This is a genomic window from Thermus neutrinimicus, assembly GCF_022760955.1.
GTDB classification, from domain to species: Bacteria; Deinococcota; Deinococci; order Deinococcales; family Thermaceae; genus Thermus; species Thermus neutrinimicus.
This window is the reverse complement of the sequence record NZ_JAKTNU010000020.1, coordinates 1-19,068: the sequence shown is the minus strand read 5'-3', so window position 1 is coordinate 19,068 and position 19,068 is coordinate 1. Positions and strand designations below refer to the sequence as shown.

The 19,068-nt window shown below is 65.4% G+C and carries 21 protein-coding genes and 1 CRISPR repeat array; of the genes, 9 read left to right on the top strand and 12 right to left on the bottom strand.

The genetic code is table 11. From position 1 onward, the window contains the following. Positions 1-150 precede the first annotated feature (150 nt). Positions 151-513, top strand: coding sequence for a type I-E CRISPR-associated endoribonuclease Cas2e (gene cas2e / locus L0C59_RS09985; protein WP_243091206.1), 363 nt, complete (start codon positions 151-153; stop codon positions 511-513). 77 nt (positions 514-590) lie between these two features. Next, positions 591-2,330: a CRISPR direct-repeat array (repeat unit 29 nt; unit sequence GTAGTCCCCACACGCGTGGGGATGACCCG). A gap of 1 nt (position 2,331) precedes the next feature. Here cas2e and L0C59_RS09980 read toward each other — a convergent pair. Continuing rightward, the gene (locus L0C59_RS09980; protein ID WP_243091205.1) at positions 2,332-2,781 is read right to left on the bottom strand and encodes an RDD family protein; all 450 of its coding nucleotides are present in this window, start codon (positions 2,779-2,781) and stop codon (positions 2,332-2,334) included. Further along, entirely contained in the window at positions 2,775-3,710 is a 936-nt protein-coding gene (gene sppA, locus L0C59_RS09975) for a signal peptide peptidase SppA (protein ID WP_243091204.1), read from the bottom strand. Before sppA ends, L0C59_RS09980 begins: the two co-directional genes overlap by 7 nt. A 33-nt stretch (positions 3,711-3,743) precedes the next feature. Between sppA and L0C59_RS09970 the strand changes: the two genes are divergently transcribed. Together L0C59_RS09970 and L0C59_RS09965 are read left to right on the top strand one after the other, a co-directional pair. Continuing rightward, a complete protein-coding gene (locus tag L0C59_RS09970; protein WP_243091203.1) occupies positions 3,744-4,889 on the top strand; it encodes a class I SAM-dependent rRNA methyltransferase in 1,146 nt (381 codons plus the stop codon). 72 nt (positions 4,890-4,961) lie between these two features. Next, complete coding sequence (locus L0C59_RS09965) at positions 4,962-6,095, top strand: citrate synthase/methylcitrate synthase (protein ID WP_243091202.1); 1,134 nt, start codon at positions 4,962-4,964, stop codon at positions 6,093-6,095. 69 nt (positions 6,096-6,164) lie between these two features. Here the strand turns inward: L0C59_RS09965 and L0C59_RS09960 are convergent, their stop codons facing one another. The 3 genes from L0C59_RS09960 to era are packed head-to-tail and all read right to left on the bottom strand — an operon-like array spanning position 6,165 to position 8,809. After that, complete coding sequence (locus L0C59_RS09960) at positions 6,165-6,974, bottom strand: HesA/MoeB/ThiF family protein (protein ID WP_243091201.1); 810 nt, start codon at positions 6,972-6,974, stop codon at positions 6,165-6,167. 3 nt (positions 6,975-6,977) lie between these two features. Beyond that, the gene (locus tag L0C59_RS09955; RefSeq protein WP_243091200.1) at positions 6,978-7,859 is read right to left on the bottom strand and encodes an acyltransferase; all 882 of its coding nucleotides are present in this window, start codon (positions 7,857-7,859) and stop codon (positions 6,978-6,980) included. Between the two features lie 44 nt (positions 7,860-7,903). Next, positions 7,904-8,809 (bottom strand): GTPase Era, encoded by a 906-nt coding sequence (gene era, locus L0C59_RS09950; RefSeq protein WP_243091199.1) that lies wholly within the window; start codon positions 8,807-8,809, stop codon positions 7,904-7,906. Between the two features lie 122 nt (positions 8,810-8,931). Between era and dprA the strand changes: the two genes are divergently transcribed. Then, positions 8,932-9,933 carry a DNA-processing protein DprA gene (dprA, locus tag L0C59_RS09945; protein ID WP_243091198.1) on the top strand — a complete coding sequence of 334 codons (1,002 nt, stop codon included), beginning with the start codon at positions 8,932-8,934 and terminating at the stop codon, positions 9,931-9,933. Between the two features lie 39 nt (positions 9,934-9,972). On the opposite strand, the gene L0C59_RS09940 is transcribed toward dprA, so the two are convergent. Then, positions 9,973-10,881 carry a manganese catalase family protein gene (locus tag L0C59_RS09940; protein WP_243091197.1) on the bottom strand — a complete coding sequence of 303 codons (909 nt, stop codon included), beginning with the start codon at positions 10,879-10,881 and terminating at the stop codon, positions 9,973-9,975. Between the two features lie 100 nt (positions 10,882-10,981). On the opposite strand from L0C59_RS09940, the gene L0C59_RS09935 reads away from it, so the two are divergent. Together L0C59_RS09935 and L0C59_RS09930 are read left to right on the top strand one after the other, a co-directional pair. Further along, positions 10,982-11,878: a hydrogen peroxide-inducible genes activator gene (locus L0C59_RS09935; RefSeq protein WP_243091196.1), complete on the top strand. Its 897-nt coding sequence runs from the start codon at positions 10,982-10,984 to the stop codon at positions 11,876-11,878. A 37-nt stretch (positions 11,879-11,915) separates the two neighbouring features. Continuing rightward, positions 11,916-12,869, top strand: coding sequence for a branched-chain amino acid transaminase (locus tag L0C59_RS09930; RefSeq protein WP_243091195.1), 954 nt, complete (start codon positions 11,916-11,918; stop codon positions 12,867-12,869). Here L0C59_RS09930 and trmH read toward each other — a convergent pair. Genes trmH through dcd form a run of 5 tightly spaced genes read right to left on the bottom strand, consistent with a single transcriptional unit; the run spans position 12,859 to position 16,274 of the window. Continuing rightward, on the bottom strand, positions 12,859-13,434 hold the full coding sequence (gene trmH / locus L0C59_RS09925) for a tRNA (guanosine(18)-2'-O)-methyltransferase TrmH (protein ID WP_243091194.1): 576 nt from the start codon (positions 13,432-13,434) through the stop codon (positions 12,859-12,861). The genes L0C59_RS09930 and trmH overlap by 11 nt on opposite strands. Continuing rightward, on the bottom strand, positions 13,418-14,041 hold the full coding sequence (gene hisG / locus L0C59_RS09920) for an ATP phosphoribosyltransferase (RefSeq protein WP_243091193.1): 624 nt from the start codon (positions 14,039-14,041) through the stop codon (positions 13,418-13,420). Before hisG ends, trmH begins: the two co-directional genes overlap by 17 nt. After that, positions 14,038-15,123, bottom strand: a complete 1,086-nt coding sequence (locus L0C59_RS09915) for an ATP phosphoribosyltransferase regulatory subunit (RefSeq protein WP_243091192.1) — start codon at positions 15,121-15,123, stop codon at positions 14,038-14,040. Before L0C59_RS09915 ends, hisG begins: the two co-directional genes overlap by 4 nt. Then, positions 15,120-15,725, bottom strand: a complete 606-nt coding sequence (locus L0C59_RS09910; protein WP_243091191.1) for a peptidylprolyl isomerase — start codon at positions 15,723-15,725, stop codon at positions 15,120-15,122. The genes L0C59_RS09915 and L0C59_RS09910 overlap by 4 nt, the downstream gene beginning before the upstream one ends. A 3-nt stretch (positions 15,726-15,728) precedes the next feature. Then, positions 15,729-16,274 (bottom strand): dCTP deaminase, encoded by a 546-nt coding sequence (gene dcd / locus L0C59_RS09905; protein WP_243091190.1) that lies wholly within the window; start codon positions 16,272-16,274, stop codon positions 15,729-15,731. A gap of 30 nt (positions 16,275-16,304) precedes the next feature. Between dcd and L0C59_RS09900 the strand changes: the two genes are divergently transcribed. Next, entirely contained in the window at positions 16,305-17,207 is a 903-nt protein-coding gene (locus tag L0C59_RS09900) for a putative Ig domain-containing protein (RefSeq protein WP_243091189.1), read from the top strand. 26 nt (positions 17,208-17,233) lie between these two features. On the opposite strand, the gene L0C59_RS09895 is transcribed toward L0C59_RS09900, so the two are convergent. After that, positions 17,234-17,713, bottom strand: coding sequence for a macro domain-containing protein (locus L0C59_RS09895; RefSeq protein WP_243091188.1), 480 nt, complete (start codon positions 17,711-17,713; stop codon positions 17,234-17,236). Between the two features lie 28 nt (positions 17,714-17,741). On the opposite strand from L0C59_RS09895, the gene L0C59_RS09890 reads away from it, so the two are divergent. Further along, a complete protein-coding gene (locus tag L0C59_RS09890) occupies positions 17,742-18,449 on the top strand; it encodes an SDR family NAD(P)-dependent oxidoreductase (RefSeq protein WP_243091187.1) in 708 nt (235 codons plus the stop codon). After that, positions 18,446-18,907: a transcriptional regulator NrdR gene (gene nrdR, locus L0C59_RS09885; protein ID WP_243091186.1), complete on the top strand. Its 462-nt coding sequence runs from the start codon at positions 18,446-18,448 to the stop codon at positions 18,905-18,907. The genes L0C59_RS09890 and nrdR overlap by 4 nt, the downstream gene beginning before the upstream one ends. Positions 18,908-19,068: the final 161 nt, after the last annotated feature.

Below are 19,068 nucleotides of genomic sequence, written 5' to 3'. Positions count from 1 at the left end.
TCCCTCCTCGTGCCTTATGCTAACAGAAAAGAGCCGTACAGTTTAGAGGTCGCGTGTCCTTGGGCCTACCGGAGGACGAAGAGGAGGAAGACCCCACCCAGCCCGGGGGTCTTTGGGACCTCGAGGGGGAAGTAGAGGGCGGGGTAGCCTATGGTGGTCCTGATCCTGGAGAAAGTCCCTAGGAGCTTAAGGGGCGAACTCACCCGCTGGCTTTTGGAGCTAGATACGGGTGTGTTCGTGGGGAGGGTAAGCGCTACCGTCAGGGACCTTTTGTGGCAAAAGGTGGTAGAGAAGGCAGGGGAGGGGAGGTGCGCCATGGCCTGGCGCGCCAATAATGAGCAAGGATTTTCCCTCCGCTTACACGGTTACCAGGACCGCACCTTGCGGGACTTTGATGGTATAGTGTTGGTGTCTGTGCGCAACGCCGAGGCCATGCGCAAAGCGAAGAAGCTAAGAGCCCTCATGCGCAAGGATGAACCAGAGGCTGGCCAGGCGAGCACAGGGGGATCTTGAAAGCCTGTCTTTGTACTGATTCCCTTTACAGGTACATAGCGGGGAGTCAGGACGAGTTTTTGCCGTCTGGGTCATGTGTAGTCCCCACACGCGTGGGGATGACCCGAAGTGGAGAGCATCCGCCTGCCGAACGAGTTCGTAGTCCCCACACGCGTGGGGATGACCCGAGGTCCTCCGCCACTTGCCGGGCCAGGCCGTGGTAGTCCCCACACGCGTGGGGATGACCCGGGGTCTCCACAGCCTCCACAATGGGCTTTAGTGTAGTCCCCACACGCGTGGGGATGACCCTCTCCAAGAAGTCGGGGCAGCCGATGCTTGTAGGTAGTCCCCACACGCGTGGGGATGACCCGCATAGCTCGCTCCCGAGCCTGCTTCCACGCTCGTAGTCCCCACACGCGTGGGGATGACCCGGTCCCACACCCGCACCCGGTAGACGGGTGTAGGTAGTCCCCACACGCGTGGGGATGACCCGCTGTGAGTACCGCTCCCCTGTCCTCGCATGCCGTAGTCCCCACACGCGTGGGGATGACCCGAAGGCGGTTTCGGCTTTGTCTAAGCGCCGGTACGTAGTCCCCACACGCGTGGGGATGACCCGTGATCCCGTCCGGGCTCATGAACAGGTAGCCCGTAGTCCCCACACGCGTGGGGATGACCCGGCGCTGCGGTCAACCCACCGCCGCAGGGCGTAGTAGTCCCCACACGCGTGGGGATGACCCGACCGCACGCCTCGCGCTTGGCGTAGCTCCAGCGTAGTCCCCACACGCGTGGGGATGACCCGCGTTCACATCGAAGCGACCCAAAGTCCACTCAGTAGTCCCCACACGCGTGGGGATGACCCGCCACTACTTTTCGGTTCTGTGGAGCCTGTTTAGTAGTCCCCACACGCGTGGGGATGACCCGGTCATCGTAGCTCTGGGAGCCACAGCCGCTTCGTAGTCCCCACACGCGTGGGGATGACCCGAAGCTGGACCGCTGGTTACCGCCCAAGCCTAAGTAGTCCCCACACGCGTGGGGATGACCCGCCACGCACCGAAGATATTCGGGCTTCACCATGGTAGTCCCCACACGCGTGGGGATGACCCACTCTCAGCGCCACCCTGAGAGGTGAGGTAATCCGTAGTCCCCACACGCGTGGGGATGACCCTGGAGGAGCACAGTTTTTGGCGTCATGGGGAGCGTAGTCCCCACACGCGTGGGGATGACCCGGGGTGGTCAGAGTACCCGCCTTCCCATCTCAAGTAGTCCCCACACGCGTGGGGATGACCCGGCCCTAGGTCCTTTCCACCCGTTTTGGGAGACGTAGTCCCCACACGCGTGGGGATGACCCGAATCGGTGAGGCCCTAGCGGGCCGGAAATGGAGTAGTCCCCACACGCGTGGGGATGACCCAGCTGAAGCCACACTCCAGGAGAGTGTAACCCAGTAGTCCCCACACGCGTGGGGATGACCCTCTGGCTAGAGCGTCTATCCGGCCACGGACGATGTAGTCCCCACACGCGTGGGGATGACCCGTAAGCCCGGCGGGTGATAGGGTCTCGCTTCAGGTAGTCCCCACACGCGTGGGGATGACCCGCCCAGGACGTGCTCATCGATGTGGGCGCCATTGTAGTCCCCACACGCGTGGGGATGACCCGGAGTCCTCATCTGGGCGGACCGGGCCAAGCTGGTAGTCCCCACACGCGTGGGGATGACCCGGTGGTGCTTTCCCGGGAGATGAGCTCCCGGGTGTAGTCCCCACACGCGTGGGGATGACCCGCCGCCTGACGCCTGTTGTCCGCAGGCCACGGCCGTAGTCCCCACACGCGTGGGGATGACCCGTTCACGGGCGTGGTTCAGGCCCACCCCCTTCCGACCCGGTATGGGTTTGGCCTGGGCGCACCACCAGGGTATCGGCGATGAGGTCGTGCCAAGCCTGGTGTTTGGGATGGAAGAAGGCCCACAGGTAGCCCAGGAGAAGGGGCAGGGTGGAGAGGGTCTTGCCCACCACCTCCCGCATGAAGGCGGTGAGCCAGTCCACGGGTTGGCCGTCCGTGCGGACCACCTTGAGACCCAGGGCCATCTTTCCCGGGGTTGCGCCGTACAGGGCGGTGAAGACCACGTAGTAGGCCCAGCTGGGTAGCCAGTTGAAGAGGAGGTCCTGGGTGAAGGAGGTGGTTTGCACCAAGGGGTTTACCCCGGCAAGGGTCATCAGGAGGAAGCTGAGGGCTACCAGGATGAGGCCGTCGAGGAAGGAGGCCATGAGCCTGCGCCAGGGGCTAGCGATCACCATAGCCCACCTCCCAGGTAGCGGTACTCGAGGCGAAACCGGCTGTGGTCCAGCAGGGCAAGGAGCTCCTTGGTCTCCGAGGAAAGCCCGAGGGGAAATCCCTCGCCCAGGAGTCCTTCCAGAAGGCCTTTGGGCTTCGCATAGCGCACCAGCCGGAATGCCTCCAGGCCGGCCAGCTCCGCCGCACGCTTGGCGGCGTCTTCCCGGTAGCCTTCCCGGTCCGCAAGCCCGAGGGCGATGGCCTGGTGTCCCGAGTAGATGCGGCCATCGGCCAGTTGCCGTACCTTGTCCTCAGGAAGGCGCCTTCCCTCCGCCACCCTGGCCACGAAAAGCTCGTAGGCCTCCCGCATGTAGCCCTGGATAACGGCCTGCTCCTCCGGGGTGAGGGGCCTGAGGCCGGAACCCATGTCCTTAAGGCGGCCTTCCTTCAGCACCTCCACCTGGATCCCCAGCTTGGCCAATAGGCCCTGGACCTGGGGAAGGACGGCGATGACCCCCATGGAGCCCGTGATGGCGGTGGCCGGGGTGAAGATCTCGCGGGCGGCGGTGGCCACGTAGTAGCCGCCGCTGGCGGCCACGGTGCCGAAGGCGGCCACCAGGGGCTTTTCCCGGGCCAGCTCCCTTAGGGCGCGGTGGATGGCCTCGGTTTCCGTGACGCTACCCCCGGGGCTATCCACGAAGAGGACCGCGGCCCGGATGGAGGGGTCTTCCCGGGCCTGGCGGATCTGGGAGAGGAGGTCCTCGAGGCCTCTCCCCACGGGGATGCTGCCCACCACCTCCAGGAGGACTACCTTTTCTCCGTGGCCGTAGAGGGTGGTCTCCCGCCAGGGGCGGCCGCTTTCCTGGGGACGGGTAAGCCGTACCAGGCCCACCGCAAGGAGAGTGAGCGCCAACCCGAAGAGGAGCAGGGCCAGCCAACGCTTTCGGTTCATGGTTCCAAGGTAGCACAAGGGTATGCTGAGCCCGTGCTGAGGGTGGTGGTCAAGCCGGGAAAGGAGAGGAAGGTCCGAAACTTTTACCCCAACCTCTACCGGGACGAGCTGGAGGAGATCCCCTCCCAGGCGGGGGTGGCGGAGGCGGTGGCCGCCGATGGAAGCTTTCTGGCGGTGGGTTACCTGGACCCAGGCTCCCGCATCCCCTTCCGGGCCTATCGCTTTGATCCCGGCCCTTTGGATCGAGCCTTCTTTCTGGCCCGTTTCCAACAGGCCTTGCGCAAGAGGGAGGGGATGGGCCCAAGCCATCGCCTGGTACACGGAGAGGCGGATGGCCTTCCCGGGCTGGTGGTGGACCGTTTTGGCGAGGTTCTGGTCCTCCAGGTGCGCACCCGGGGGATGGAGGCCTTAAGGGAGGTCTGGTTTCCCGCCCTCCTGCAGGCGGTGGGCCCCAAGGGGGTCTATGAGCGGAGCGACGTGGAGGCCAGGAGGCAGGAGGGCCTTCCCGAGAGGGTGGGGGTGGTCTATGGGGAGGTGCCCGAGGTTTTGGCGGTGGAGGAGGATGGCCTGGTGTTCCCCATCCCCTTGGCCCTGGCCCAAAAGACAGGGTTCTACCTGGACCAGCGGGAGAACCGCCGCCTCTTTGAGGGCATGGTGCGCCCTGGGGAAAGGGTTTTGGACGTCTTCAGCTACGTGGGGGCCTTCGCCTTGAGGGCCGCGCGGAAGGGGGCCCATGCCCTGGCGGTGGACAAGGACCTCGAGGCCCTTTCCGTCCTGGACCGGGTGGCCCTGAGGATGGGCCTAAAGGTGGACATCCGCCAAGGGGAGGCCTTGGAGGTGCTAAGGGGCCTCGAGGGCCCCTTCCACCACATCCTCCTGGACCCTCCCACCCTGGTGAAGCGCCCGGAGGAGATTCCTCCCATGAAGCGGCATTTGGTGGACCTTTCGCGGGAGGCCTTGCGCCTGCTGGCCCCAGGGGGGTATCTCTGGCTTTCCACCTGCAGCTACCACCTCAAGGCGGAGGACCTCCTGGAGGTGGCCCGGCGGGCAGCCGCCGATCGGGGGATGCGCCTTAGGGTGCATGCCCTCACCCACCAGCCCCAGGACCACCCCTGGAGCCTGCACGTGCCGGAAAGCCTTTACCTCAAGACCGTGATCCTCCAGGAAGACGCCCTTTGAGGGGGGAAGCCCCACCCAACCCTGGTATGATGGGCAGGGAAGCACCCTTGGGGTGCGAAAAAGGAGGAGTCTATGGAAGTGGCCAGGGGTTTGGAGGGCGTACTCTTCACGGAAAGCCGGATGTGCTTCATCGACGGGGAGGCGGGCCGCCTCTACTACTACGGGATCCCCATCCAGGAGTTGGCGGAGAAGAGCACCTTTGAGGAAACCACCTTCCTTCTCCTACACGGGAGACTTCCCAAAGGGGAGGAGCTTGAGGGGTTCAAAAAGGAGCTAGCCAGGCGACGGGCCTTGCCGGAGCATCTCCTGGAATCCTTCCGCCGCTATCCCCTCTCGGCCCATCCCATGAGCTTCCTGCGCACGGCGCTTTCCGAGCTGGGGATGCTGGACCCCAGCGAGGGGGAGATTTCCCAAGAGGCCCTTTACCAGAAGGGCCTTGACCTCATCGCCAAGTTCGCCACCATCGTGGCCGCCAACAAGCGCCTGCGGGAGGGTAAGGAACCCTTGCCCCCCAGGGAGGACCTCTCCCACGCCGCCAACTTCTTGTACATGGCCAACGGGGTAGAGCCCTCCAAGGAGCAGGAGCGCCTCATGGACGCCGCCCTCATCCTGCATGCCGAGCACGGCTTTAACGCCAGCACCTTTACCGCCATCGCCGCCTTTTCCACGGAGACCGACCTCTACTCCGCCATCACCGCCGCCGTGGCCTCCCTTAAGGGGCCCAGGCACGGGGGGGCCAACGAGGCGGTGATGAAGATGATCCAGGAGATTGGCACTCCTGAAAGGGCGCGGGAGTGGGTGCGGGAGAAGCTGGCCAGGAAGGAGCGCATCATGGGCATGGGCCACCGGGTCTACAAGGCCTTTGACCCCCGGGCCGGGGTTCTGGAGCGCCTAGCGCGCATCGTGGCGGAAACCCACGGCCACTCCACCGAGTACCAGATCCTGAAGATCGTGGAGGAGGAGGCGGGGAAGGTCCTGAACCCCAGGGGCATCTACCCCAATGTGGACTTCTACTCCGGGGTGGTTTACTCCGATCTCGGCTTTGGCCTGGAGTTCTTCACCCCCATCTTCGCCGTGGCCCGCATCTCCGGCTGGGTGGGGCACATCCTGGAGTACAAGGCCCTGGATAACCGCCTTCTCAGGCCGGATGCCAAGTATATCGGCGAGCTGGACGTGCCCTACCTGCCCCTGGAGGCCCGGGCCTAGGGGGAGGCTAGGGACAAGCCGGGGGCAAGGCTCCCGGCTTTCTCCTCGAGGCCCCCGCCAAGGCCCTGCTCAAAGGCCGCAAAAGGCCTCGTAGTCTATGAGCTCCCGCTGGGTGGGGTGGTCCCCGCAGACCGGGCAGGCGGGGTTGCGGCTTAGGGAGAGCTTGCGGAACTGGCCTTCTAAAGCGTCGTAAAGGACCAAGGCCCCAGCCAGGGGTTTCCCGAGCCCCAAGAGCACCTTGAGGGCTTCCGCCGCCATGAGGCTTCCCACCACCGCCGGCAAGACCCCGAAGACCCCGGCCTCGGCGCAGGAGGGGACGCTTCCCGGGGGAGGGGGCTTGGGGAAAAGGCACCGGTAGCAGGGTCCCATCTCCCCCCCGGGGGTAAGGTGGTGGAAGACCGCCACCTGGCCGTCAAACTGGTAGATGGCCCCGTAGACCAAGGGCTTTCCCAGGAAGACGCAGGCGTCGTTCACCAGGTAGCGGGTGGGAAAGTTGTCGGAGGCGTCCACCACCAGATCGTAGGGCTTCAGGATCTCCAGGGCGTTTTCCGAGGTGAGGCGCACGGGGTAGGTGTCGATCCGCACCAGGGGGTTCAGGGCCAGGAGGCGTTCCTTGGCGGCCAGGGCCTTGGGCTTGCCCACATCCTCCGTGGCATAGAGCACCTGGCGGTGGAGGTTGGAAAGCTCCACCCGGTCCATCTCCACGATGCCGATCCGCCCTACCCCCGCTGCCGCCAAATACTGCAGGACCGGGACCCCCAGGCCCCCGGCCCCCACCACCACCACGGAGGAGCGCTTCAGCCTCTCCTGCCCCTCAGGGCCCACCTGGGGCAGGATCATCTGGCGGTGGTACCGGTCCAGCTCCTCCTTGGTCCACATGGCCTAGGCCTCCCGGGTGCCGAAGCCGGGGGGCAGGAAGTCGGGGAAGTCGGGGTTGCCCTTGCGGTCTTGGGCCCGGGGGACGAGGTCCGAGGGATGGGGTTCCCCCTTGCGGCAGTAAGGGCAGTCGTGGCGGACCTTGTAGCGTGCGGGCCTTGCGGGAATCCCCAAGGCGATGGCGTGGGGGGGCACATCCTTGGTGACGATGGCCCCGGTGCCCACCATGGCGTCGTCGCCGATGCGCACCCCGGCCAGGATGGTGGCGTGGTAGGTGATGCGCACCCCGCTGCCGATGATGGTTTCCTTGAGGGTGACGTCAGGGGAGGCCAGGACGTGGTGGGTGTGGCTGTAGACGTTCACGTAGTCGGAAAGGGAGGTGCGGTCCCCGATCTTTATGCCCCCTATGTCATCTAGAAGCACGTAGCGGTGGACCACCACGTCGTCCCCCAGCTCCAGGTTGTACCCCACGGAAAACTCCACGTTCTGGAAAAACTTGGGGTTTTTCCCCACCCGCTTGAAGATGAAGGGGGCTAAGGCCCGGCGGATGGCCACCCCGGAGTGTACGGACTGCCCGATGGGGGTGAGGTCAAGAACCTTCCAGAACCAGAGGAGGGGTTTGACCCTTTGGAACTTCTCCTGGTCGGTGGCGGCGTAGTACTCCGCCTCAAAGGTGATGCCCTCGGGGTCAAGGCCCAGGGCCGCCAGGGGGTTTAGCTCCAAGAGTTCCCCATAGGGCCGGCCATAGAGGAGGCGGGCCAGCTCCTCCCGCACCAGGGCGTTCCGGTCCACGCTGGGGTCGGAAAGCCTTTCCACCAAAGCCCCGATGAAGCGGTCCAGGGCCTTTTCGTGAAGGGGGGCGATGCCTCGAGGAAGGAGCCAGGGCATAGGGCTATGGTAACCGGAAAAGGCCGGCAGGGGAATGCCGCTTTTCACCCTATGGGGGATCGGTAGCCTAGCTCCCTGAGGGCCTCGGGGTCCTTGCGCCAGTCGGGGTAGACCTTGACCTCGAGGTCCAGGTACACCTGCCGGTTCAGGAAGACCTCCAGCTGTTTCCTGGCGGCCTGGCCGATCTCCTTGATCTTCCGGCCCCCTTCCCCGATAACGATGGCCTTTTGCGAGGGGCGTTCCACGTAGACGATGGCCTTGATGTACAGGATGCCGTTTTCCCTTTCCGCCACCTCCTCGGTCTTCACCGCCAGGGCGTAGGGCACCTCGTGCCAGAGGCGCTTCATGGCCTCCTCCCGGATGATCTCCGCCGCCCACTCCCCAAAGTCTTGGTCGCTTTTGGCGAAGCCCTCGGGGTAGAAGAAGGGGCCTTCGGGGAGAAGGGCCAGGAGTTCTGCTTTGAGCTCGGCCACCTGGCGTTCGTCCAAGGCGGAGAGCATTCTGGCCTCGGCCTCGGGGAGGAGGGCGTGGTAGGCCTTTAGGGCATCCTCGGGGTATCTGGCGGCGTCCAGCTTGTTGCCCACCAGAAGGATGGGCACCTTGCCCACCAGGGGCTTCAGGGCCTTGGCCACCAGCTCGTCCTCGGGGGTAGGGGGGTGGCGGAGGTCCACCACCCAGACCACCGCGTTCACGTCGGACAGGGCATCATACACCTCCTGGTCCATGAACTCCCCCAGGGCGTCCATGGGTTTGTGGAGGCCCGGAGTATCCACGAAGACGATCTGGCGGTTTCCCTCGGTGAGGATGCCCCTAAGGCGCTTCCGGGTGGTCTGGGGCTTGGGGCTGATGGGGGCCACCTTCACCCCCAGGAGGTTGTTGAGGAGGGTGGACTTGCCCACGTTGGGCTTGCCCACGATGGCCACAAAGCCGGAGTAGGTTTTCTCTTCCATATGGCGTAGGTCATCCCGACCCCCTGGGATTGGCCTTGGGGCCTGGGGCCGGACCTTCGGGCACGGGCCTCCGGGGTGCGGGCCATGCCCGTGACCCAGGTGTTTCAGTATACTCTTAACCCGTGGATCCCCTGGCCCTTGCCCTGCTTCCCGGCATCGGGCCCAAGCGGCTTCTCGAGCTTTTGGCAGAGGAAAATCCCCTTCCCAACCTAAGGGAGCGCTTTCCCCAAGCAGCAACCGGGCTTGCCCAAGCGGAAAGGCAGGCCAGGCGGGAAAGGGAGCGGGCAGCGGCCCTGGGGGTGCGGATTCTGGGCCTTTGGGAGGAGGGCTTCCCTGAGGGGCTTACGAGGCTTCCCCAGCCCCCTACCCACCTCTACGTGCAGGGGGATCTTCCGGAGGAGGGAAAGGCGGTGGCCATCGTGGGCACCAGGAAGGCTTCCCCCTGGGCGCTCTCTTTTACCCGTAGGCTTTCCAGAGAGCTTTCCGAGGCCGGGCTTTGCGTGGTCTCCGGCCTGGCAAGGGGGGTGGACCGGGAGGCCCACCTGGGGGCCCTGGAGGGAGGCGGGTCCACCCTGGGGGTTTTGGGAAGCGCCTTGGACCGCATCTATCCTCCCGAGCACCGGGAGTTGGCCCGGAAGATGACCCTGGTTTCCGAGTTCCCCTTCGGCACCGGGCCTAAGCCGGAGTTTTTCCCCCGGAGAAACCGTATCATCGCGGGGTTGGTGCGGGCGGTGATTGTGGTGGAGGCCCCCATGGAGTCTGGGGCCCTCATCACCGCCCGGCATGCCCTGGAACTGGGCAAGGAGGTTTTGGCGGTACCGGGCCGTCCCACGGACGAGAACTCCCTGGGGGCCAACCGCCTCATTCAGGATGGGGCCTATCCGGTGCTGTCCGCGGGGGACGTCCTTTCCTACCTGGGGTTTTCCGAAAGGCCCAAGGAGGCGGTGGAGCTTTCCCCGGAAGAGGAGGGGCTTTATGCCCTTCTCAGGCAAGGGGAAGCCCTCCCCGAGGACCTGGCCCAGGCCTTGGGGGTACCTGCGGAGAGGGTTCTTTCCCTCCTCACCCTGCTGGAGCTTAAGGGGCTGGCCCAGGCCTTGCCCGGGGGAAGGTATGGGGCGCTTTAGCCCCGGCCAGGCCCCGGGGCCCGGCCGGGAGAAACCCACCTACTTGGCTTTCTCGTAAAGCTTCCTGGCGATCTCGTAGAGCTCCCCTGGGTGGAACTCGGGGGCGAACTCGGCGGCGTCGTGGCCTGGGTCAAAGACCGGGCCGCCTTCGGGAGGCCCGTCCACCACCCTCACCTGGCTGCCGTCCTCCGGGGAGGGGCCGGTCCAGATGAGCCCCAGGTCCTGGTAGTCGGAGGGGCTAAAGCGGTAGAGGTTCCTGTGGAAGCCCAGGTCCATGTACTTTTTGGCCTCGGGGATCTTGCTGTTGTCGATGCGGGGGATGGGGAGCATCTTGGTCATCTCCACCCCGGTAAGGCTTTCAAGAGCCTTCCCGTAGGCGGCGGCGTGCACCCCTCCCCGCACCAGGAGGTAGCCGATCATCTCCCGGGCCACGGGGTTATCCGTCATCTCATAGACCCGGAGCTTGTGGGTGCGGGCAGCCACCTCCAGGAAGAAGTTGTGGAGAAGGTCCAGGATAAGGTTGCCGCTGGTGAAGACGTACTCCCCGTGCCAGTGCTCTCCCATGGCTCCCAACACCAGGCTGTTGGCCCCGCCGGCGATGAAGTGGGCGGCATTGCGGGCGTCCTTGGCAAAGCCCAGGGGAGTGGCCACCGGGTCCACGCCTTCCTCGAGGTCCTTCCCCGGGTTCTTGGCCAGGAGGCTGTTGATGGTGGCGGCCACCAGCTCGATGTGGCCCAGCTCCTCGGTGGCGATGTTGGCGATGAGGTCGTAGTAGGGCTTAAGGGCCTTCTTCCCCCGGAAGTTGAAGGACTGGTACATGTAGTTCATCAGGGTGGACATCTCCCCAAAGCGTCCCCCCAAAAGGGCCTGGACCGCAGCGGCGGCGTTGGGGTCCTGTTCCTTGGGCATGGGAAGCTCTATCTGCAGGCGGTCTATTCTTAAAAACATCCTACACCTCCTGCCTGGCCTGGCCAGGCAGTTTTCACCTTAGGGGAGATCCACGGATAAGTCCAATACATCTTACTGACAGTAGGAATAAACTGGATTTATGACTTTGGAGCAGATGCGCTACCTGGTGGCTCTAGTGGAGGAGAAAAGCTTCACGCGGGCTGCGGAGCGGGTCTACCTGACCCAGCCCGCCCTCAGCGTGCAGATCCGCAAGCTGGAGGAGGAGCTTGGGGTCAAGCTCTTTGACCGCAGGCAGGGGAAGCCCACGGAGGTGGGGGAAAGGGTGGCGGCCCAGGCGCGCCGGGTGCTGGAGGAGGTGGCGGGGATCAAGGCCATCGCCCGGGGGGAGGAGGGGATATTTCATGGGCCATTTCGCGTGGGGGTAATCCCCACCCTGGCCCCCTATCTTCTCCCCAAGCTTCTACCCCGGCTTTCGGCCAGGTATCCGGCCCTCGAGGTCTCGGTGCGGGAGGAGCTCACCCCAGCCATCCTTCAGGGACTGATGGAGGGCCGTTTGGATGCGGGGCTGGTGGGTACGGAGGAACGGGCGCCCGGTGTGCAAAGCCTTCCCCTTTTTGCCGAAGGGTTTCTGGCCTACGTGTCGCCTGAGCACCCCCTTTACGCCAAGGAGAGCCTCCACCCCTTGGAGATCCCCCTCGAGGACACCTGGATCCTTTCGGAGGGCCACTGCTTTCGGGACCAGGTCCTTTCCGTCTGCCGCCCCAGCCTGGAAAGACGCAGGGTGGAGTTCCAAAGCGGGGATTTGGAAACCCTGATCCTTCTGGTGGAGGAGGTGGGGGGGCTTACCCTTCTGCCCGAGGTGGCCCTGTGGACCCTTCCCCGAACCAAGCACGTCCACCTGCGGCCCCTAAGCCCCCCAGGGGCGGGGCGGACCGTCTACCTTCTCTTGCGGGAGGGTAGCCTCAAAGCGCCCGTGGCCCGGGCCCTCGGGGAAGAGGCCAAGGGGGTTTTTCATGGGCTACGGTTAACGGGCTAGGAGCGTAAAAGCGTTATGATGGGGGCGGAGGTTCGCCATGGTGAAGCCCGAGGCTAAAGGTGGGGATGTTCAAATCAAAGCCGGCCTCATCTGGATGAACGGGGCCCTGGTGCCCCAGGAGGAGGCCAAGACCAGCGTTCTAAGCCATGCCCTTCACTACGGGACCAGCGTCTTTGAGGGGATACGGGCCTACGAGACCCCCAAGGGTCCGGCCATCTTCCGCCTGCGGGAGCACGTGCGGCGCTTTTTCAACTCCGCCAAGGTGTTGCGCATGGAGATCCCCTTCACCCTCGAGGAGATGGAGGAGGCCATCAAGGAGGTGGTGCGGAGAAACGGCTACAAGAGCTGCTATATCCGTCCTCTGGCCTGGATGGGGGCCAAGGCCTTGGGGGTGAACCCCCTGCCCAACAACCCCGCGGAGGTGATGGTGGCCGCCTGGGAATGGGGCACCTACCTGGGGGAGGAAGCGGTGCGCAAGGGGGCCAAGCTCATCACCAGCTCCTGGGCCCGCTTCCCCGCCAACGTGATGCCGGGCAAGGCCAAGGTGGGGGGCAACTACGTGAACTCGGCCCTGGCCAAGATGGAGGCGGTGGCGGCGGGCGCCGACGAGGCCCTCCTTTTGGACGAGGAGGGGTATGTGGCCGAGGGGAGCGGGGAGAACCTCTTTTTCGTGCGGGATGGGGTGGTCTACGCCCTGGAGCACTCGGTGAACCTGGAGGGGATCACCCGCGACTCCGTGATCCGCATCGCCAAGGACCTGGGGTACGAGGTCCAGGTGGTGCGGGCCACCCGGGACCAGCTCTACATGGCCGACGAGGTCTTCATGACCGGCACCGCCGCCGAGGTCACCCCGGTTTCCATGATCGACTGGCGGCCCATCGGCTCGGGTACCGCGGGGCCCGTGGCCCTGAGGCTACGGGAGGTTTACCTGGAGGCCGCCAGGGGCTTGCGGCCGGAGTACGAGGGCTGGCTCACCTACGTCACTTCCTGAGCCAGTCCTCCAGGACCCTTTGGTAAAGCCCTGGGTCCAGGCGGGGATGCTCGTAAAGCCCCGCCTTTAGCCTTTGCCGCTGGGCCTCAAAGAGGATCACCGCCGCCGCCACGCTCACGTTGAGGCTCTGCACCATGCCCAGCATGGGGATCCTTATGGCCCCATGGGAAAGGGCTAGGGCCTCCTGGGAAACCCCCCATTTCTCCGCTCCCAACAGGATGGCGGTGGGCCGGGTGTAGTCCACCTCCCGGAAGTCTTGGGCGTCCTCCCTTAGGGCGGTGGCGTAGACCCAAAAGCCCCGCTCCCTCAGGTGGTCCATGGCCGTCTGGATGTCGGGGTGCACCCTTAGGTAGACCCACTTATGGCTTCCCCCGCTGGTCTCGTTGAAGGTGGGCACGCCCCCGGTGGGGTTTACCGCATGGGCCTCGAGGACCCCCACCGCGTCGCAGCTCCGCAGGATGGCGGAGAGGTTGTGGGGCTTGTGCACATTTTCCAGCAAAACGGTGAGGTCGGGCTGGCGCCTTTTAAGGACCTCCTCTATGCGGCGTCTACGGGCCTCCGTCACGGTTTCTCAGCTTAGCGATCAGGGGCTTTAAAAGCGAGCGTTTAAGCTTCAAGGCCTGGCGGTTCACCACCAGGCGGGCGGTGGAGTGGGCCAGGACCTCCACCTCCTCGAGGCCCGCCGCCTTGAGGGTGGCCCCGGTCTGGACCACATCCACCACCGCATCCGCCAGACCCGTGACCGCGGCCAGCTCGATGTTGCCCGAAAGTTCCACCACATCCGCCACCCAGCCCCGCTCCTTCAGAAGCCGGGCGGTGAAGAGGGGGTACTTGGTGGCGATGCGCCGGATGGGGGAGGTATCGCCGGGGCGCCTTATAAGGGAAAGGCGGCAGGCCCCGAAGCCTAGGTCCACGGGCTCAAAAAGGTCCCGGCCCGAGTCCAGGAGCACGTCCTTGCCCACCACCCCGATGTCGGCGATGCCCAGGTCCACGTAGACGGGCACATCCTTGTTGCGAAGCTCCAGGAGGGCGATACCCCCTTCCTTGCCGTGGAGAAGGGCCCGCTGGTTCTCCATGGAAGGGAGTTCCAGCCCTGCCTGCCTCAGGGCCTCATAGGCTTCCTGGAACATCCTTCCCTTGGGCAGGGCAACGGTAAGGGCAAAGCGCTTCATCCCTCCTCCACCTTAAAGATGCGCTCCCCTTGGGCCAGGTAGGGGATGCCCCGGGCCTTGGCGTAGGCCACGGGGTCTTCCCCGTGGAAAAGCTCCACCCGCATCTCCCGGGAGAAGCGGCGAAGGGCCTTTAGGTCCAGGGCCAAGACCTCGGGGCTTGCCTCCACCCTGGGGGGTTTTAGGGCCTCCAGGGCCCGCTCAACCCCGATGGCGAACCCCGCGGCCATCGGGAGAAGGGCCCCGTCGTAGCGCCCGCCCCCCAGAAGGGGCAGGCCGAAGCCCGGGGTGTAGGCGCGGAAGAAGATGCCGGAATAGTACTCGTAGCGCCGGGCCATGCCCAGGTCCAAGAGCACGGGCCTTTCCAGAAGTTCCAGGGTCCTTTCCAGGTCCTCCAGGGCCCTTCTGCCCCTTTCGGGGAGGGGGAGGCCCTTGGCCTCGGCCAGCACCTCCATGCCCCCGTAGAGGTCGGGGAGGGCCAGGAGGGTGTGCCTGGCCTCGGGGGGAACCGGGTGGCGGGAGAGGAGCTCGGTGAGCTCGGGCAGGTTCTTGCGGTGGATGGCCCTTTGGGCCTCCTTGCGGGCCTCCTCCGGCAGGCCCGAGGCCTGGAGCACCTCCCCCACCAGGCTGGGAAGGCCCACCTCCACCTCCCCTTCCAGCCCCAAGGCCTCCAGGGCGGAGAAGGCCAGGGAGAGGATCTCGGCATCCGCCAGGGGTCCCGTGGCCCCGATGAGCTCCAGCCCCACCTGGGTGTACTCCCGGTAACGGCCCAGCTCCGCATCCCCTTCCCTAAGCCATAGGGCCCCTGCGTACTGGAAGCGGGCTACCCCTTCTCCCAGGTGGGGCCTTAGGAGCTTGGCCAAAAGGGTGGTGAACTCGCTCCTTAGGGCCAACACCTCCCCGGTCTTGTCCACCAGCTTAAAGGCCCGCTCCGCCAGGGGGTGGGAGGGGTCGTAGACCTCGAGGGCCGGAAGCTCCACGGGCTCGTACCCGTGGCGGAGGAATAGGTCCCGTAGCCGGGCCATGAGCTCGGCCTTGAGCCGGGCCTCGGGGGGGAGCAGAAAGCGGGTGCCTTCGGGAATCATTCCTTGACCAGGATCTCCACGCTAAGGATCCTGTCCCGTTCCCCTGTGGCGCCTGGGCCCTCCGTGGGGGCGAGGCGCCTTACCACCTCCATGCCCTCCACCACCTGGGCGAAGAGGGCGTACTGCCCGGTGAGGTGGGGTGTGGGGGCCAGGGTGATGAAGAACTGGCTGCCGTTGGAGTTGGGGTCCTGGGTGCGGGCCATGCCCACCATGCCCTCCCGGTCAAAGGCCAAACCCGGGGCGATCTCCAACCCGAAGCCGTAGCCGGGGCCGCCCCGGCCGGTGCCCGTGGGATCCCCCGTCTGGGCCACGAAGCCCGGGATGACCCGGTGCCACACCACCCCCTCAAAGAAGCGGTGGAGGGCCAGGAACACGAAGGAGTTCACCGTGTTGGGGGCCTCCTTTTCCAGGAGGTCCAGGAGGATATCCCCCTTGGTGGTCCTCAGGCGGGCATAGTAATCCTTGCCGTCTTCCAGCACCCTCTGGGGTGCCTTGAAGGAGCGGACCGGCGTTTCCGAAAGGTAGGGAAGGGGTCGCATGCTCTCACCCTTGCAGGCGCCCAGGAGGAGAAGGAAGCCGAGGAAGAGGAGGCGCACCTTCATAGCCTACACCCGGGGCAGGGTGATGCCCTTTTGGCCCTGGTACTTGCCCTGCCGGTCCTTGTAGCTGGTTTGGGGCCGTGGCCCCTCGAGGAAGATGATCTGCACGATGCCCTCGTTGGCGTAGACCTTGGCGGGCAGGGGGGTGGTGTTGGAGATCTCCAGGGTGACGTGCCCTTCCCAGCCGGGTTCCAAGGGGGTCACGTTGGCCACGATGCCGCAGCGGGCGTAGGTGCTCTTGCCCAGGGCGATGGCGATCACGTTCTCCGGCATGCGGATGTACTCCACGCTCCGGGTGAGGGCGAAGGAGTTGGGGGGGATGATGACCTCCTCCCCCTCGTACTCCACGAAGCTTCTGGGGTCAAAGCCCTTGGGGTCCACCACCGTGGAGAAGACGTTGGTGAAGATCTTCCACTCCGGGGCGGCGCGGAGGTCGTAGCCGAAGCTGGAAAGCCCGTAGCTGATCACCCCTTCCCGCACCAGCCTTTCCTCGAAGGGCTCGATCATCCCCTTTTTGGCCATCTCCCGGATCCACCAGTCCGGCTTAATCATGCCTTCAACTATACCCGCTAGACTGGAGCCATGCGAAAGCTCTGGCCCCTCGTGTTCCTCCTGGCCGCCTGCGGCACCCAAGACCCCACGGGGGCGGGGATGGAGCCCTTGCGCCTCACCAGCACCACCCTCCCCCCCGCCTACTTGGGGGAGGACTACGCCGCCACCTTCAGCGCGGAGGGAGGGGTGCGGCCCTACACCTTTAGCCTCGAGGGCAAGCTCCCCCAAGGCCTTGCCTTCCAAGGAGGGCGGATCAGCGGGGTACCCAGGGAGAAGGGCCAGTTCCCCCTTACCCTCACCGTGGAGGACGGGGCCAAGAACAGCCGTGTCCAGCGGCTCACCCTCACGGTCTCCGACCCACCCCCGCCCAGGCTGACCCTGGTGGCCCCGCCTGCCCAGGTGGAAGGGCCCTTCCTCCTTTTGGGCCGGGTGGAGGTGCGGGAGGCTCTGGGGTTCCAGCTGGAACTGCCCTTAAAGGACCTGGTGCCGGACCTTTCCAGCCTGAGGGTGGCAAGCCCCGTCCACCTCCTGGACTACGACCCGGAGGTGGGGCTTTTGCGCCTGGATGTGGCCTTCGCCAAACCCCTAAGGGACCAGGAGGTCTTCCGCCTCCTCCTCACCCCGCAGAAGGCCCTTACCCCCAGGTTTTCCCCCCGGGTGGTCTTTTTCGACAAGGAGGGGAAGCCCCTGGCCGAGGCCCTGAGGCGGGGAAAGCCTTTTGGCGAACTCCTAAAGCTGGCCCAGAACTGGGACAAGGAGGGGAAGGAGCTCAAGGGGGACGCTAACGGGGATGGTAGGGTGGATGCCCAGGACCTCGAGGCCCTGGCCCAGGATTACTTCCCCAAGCTAACCGCCCCAGCCGTTCCCGGAAGCCCCCCTCCCCCTGGGCGGGAGGAGGCTCCCCCGCCGCCCCAGGAGGAAGGCTCCCCGTAGCGCTCCCGCGTGCAGAGGGGGTGGGCTCAAAGGGCTTTCCGGATGGCCTCGGCGTCCTCCCTGCGGTAGCCGTAGAGGGTGACCTCGAGGGTATCCGGGGCCTTCTTGATCTCCTCCAGCATCACCCGGGCCACCCCGTCCACGGGAAGCCCTCCCACCCCGGTGCCCAAAAGGGGAAAGGCCACGGTCCTTAGGCCCAGCTCCACCGCTTTTTCCAGGGCGCTTCGGGTGGCCTGGCGCACGCTTTCCAAGCTGGCGGGCTCATCCCCCAAGACGGCGGCGTGGATCACGTAGCGCACCCCCAGGTTCCCCGCCCCCGTGACCGCGGCTTCCCCCACCCGGATCTTCCCGATGCGGTCGCACTCCTCCTGGATGGAGGGGCCTCCTTTCCTGAGGATGGCCCCCGCCACCCCGGCTCCCAGCTTCAGGTGGTTGTTGGCGGCGTTGACGATGGCATCCCCCCGGAACTCGGTGATGTCCCCTTCTTCCACGCGGATGCGGGCCATGTCCCCATTTTCCCGTACAATGGGCCTGATGTCACGGGATATCTTGGGCCTCGAGGGGCGGATCGTCATGGTGACGGGGGCCGGGAGGGGCTTCGGCCGGGCCATCGCCCACGGCTACGGGCGCAATGGGGCCACGGTTATCGCCGTGGACCCCGACGTGGAGCTGGCCACCGGCGTGGCCTCGGAGGTGGAGGCCCTGGGGGCCACGGCCATCCCCATCCGGGGCGATATGAGCGTGGTTTTGGATGTGACCAGCACCTTTGAAAAGGTGGAGGAGCTTTTTGGGTTATTGGACGGCATCGTCCACGTGACCACCGCCGAGAGCAAGACCCCCTTCGTGGAGCTTCTGGAAGGGGAGTGGTACGACCTCATGAGCCAGGACGTGAAGTCCAGCCTGTATGTGCTCCAGCAGGGTTTGCGCCACCTGGCGGGGGGCGGGTTTGTCACCCTGGTGCTGCCGCCGGCGGTGCGCATAGAGCCCCATACCCTTTCCGTGCGCCGGGCGGTGGAGGGACTCATCGAAGGGGTCACCCGCACCTTCCCCGGGGTGCGGGTGAACGGGGTGGTGCCCTCCCGGGACCCGGTTTCCGAGGTCTATGACCAGGCCTTGGTCCGGGCGGCCTTGGGTCTGGGCTCCATGGTTTCCGAAGGGGTCCGGGGGGTGGTGCTGGAGGTGGAGCTTCCCGAGCCTCCCCCGTCCCCCGAGATCTACGAGCTCCTTAGGGAAGTGCCATGAAGTGCCCCTACTGCGGCCATCCTGATACCCGGGTGGTGGACTCCCGCCCCTCCGACGAGGGAGCGGCCATCCGCCGCCGCCGGGAATGCCCGGCCTGCGGCCGCCGCTTCACCACCTACGAGCGCACCCAGCTGGAGCCCTTGATGGTGATCAAGCGGGATGGGCGCAAGGAGCCCTTCAACCCCGATAAGCTCCTGAGGGGGCTTCTTTTGGCATGCGAAAAGCGCCCCGTGGACCCGGAGGTTCTCCGCCGCTTCGCCTACACCTTTGAGGACCAGGTGACGGGTCCGGAGATCACCTCCGAGGAGATCGGCCTCGAGGCCATGGCCTTCTTGAGGGACCTGGACCACGTGGCCTACATCCGCTTTGCCTCCGTGTACCGGGAGTTTGACTCCGTGGAGCGCTTCATCGAGGAGATCCGGCGCCTGGGGGGTGTTGACAAGAAGGAGGGGGCTTGATAGCATAGCTTTTGCTGCGCGGGCGAGAGCCCAAGCAGGGGGATCTTGAAAAGGGGAGGGCAGAGGCTAACGCCAAGAAGCCAACAACGCCTTCGGGCGTGTTTTTATTTGGAGAGTTTGATCCTGGCTCAGGGTGAACGCTGGCGGCGTGCCTAAGACAT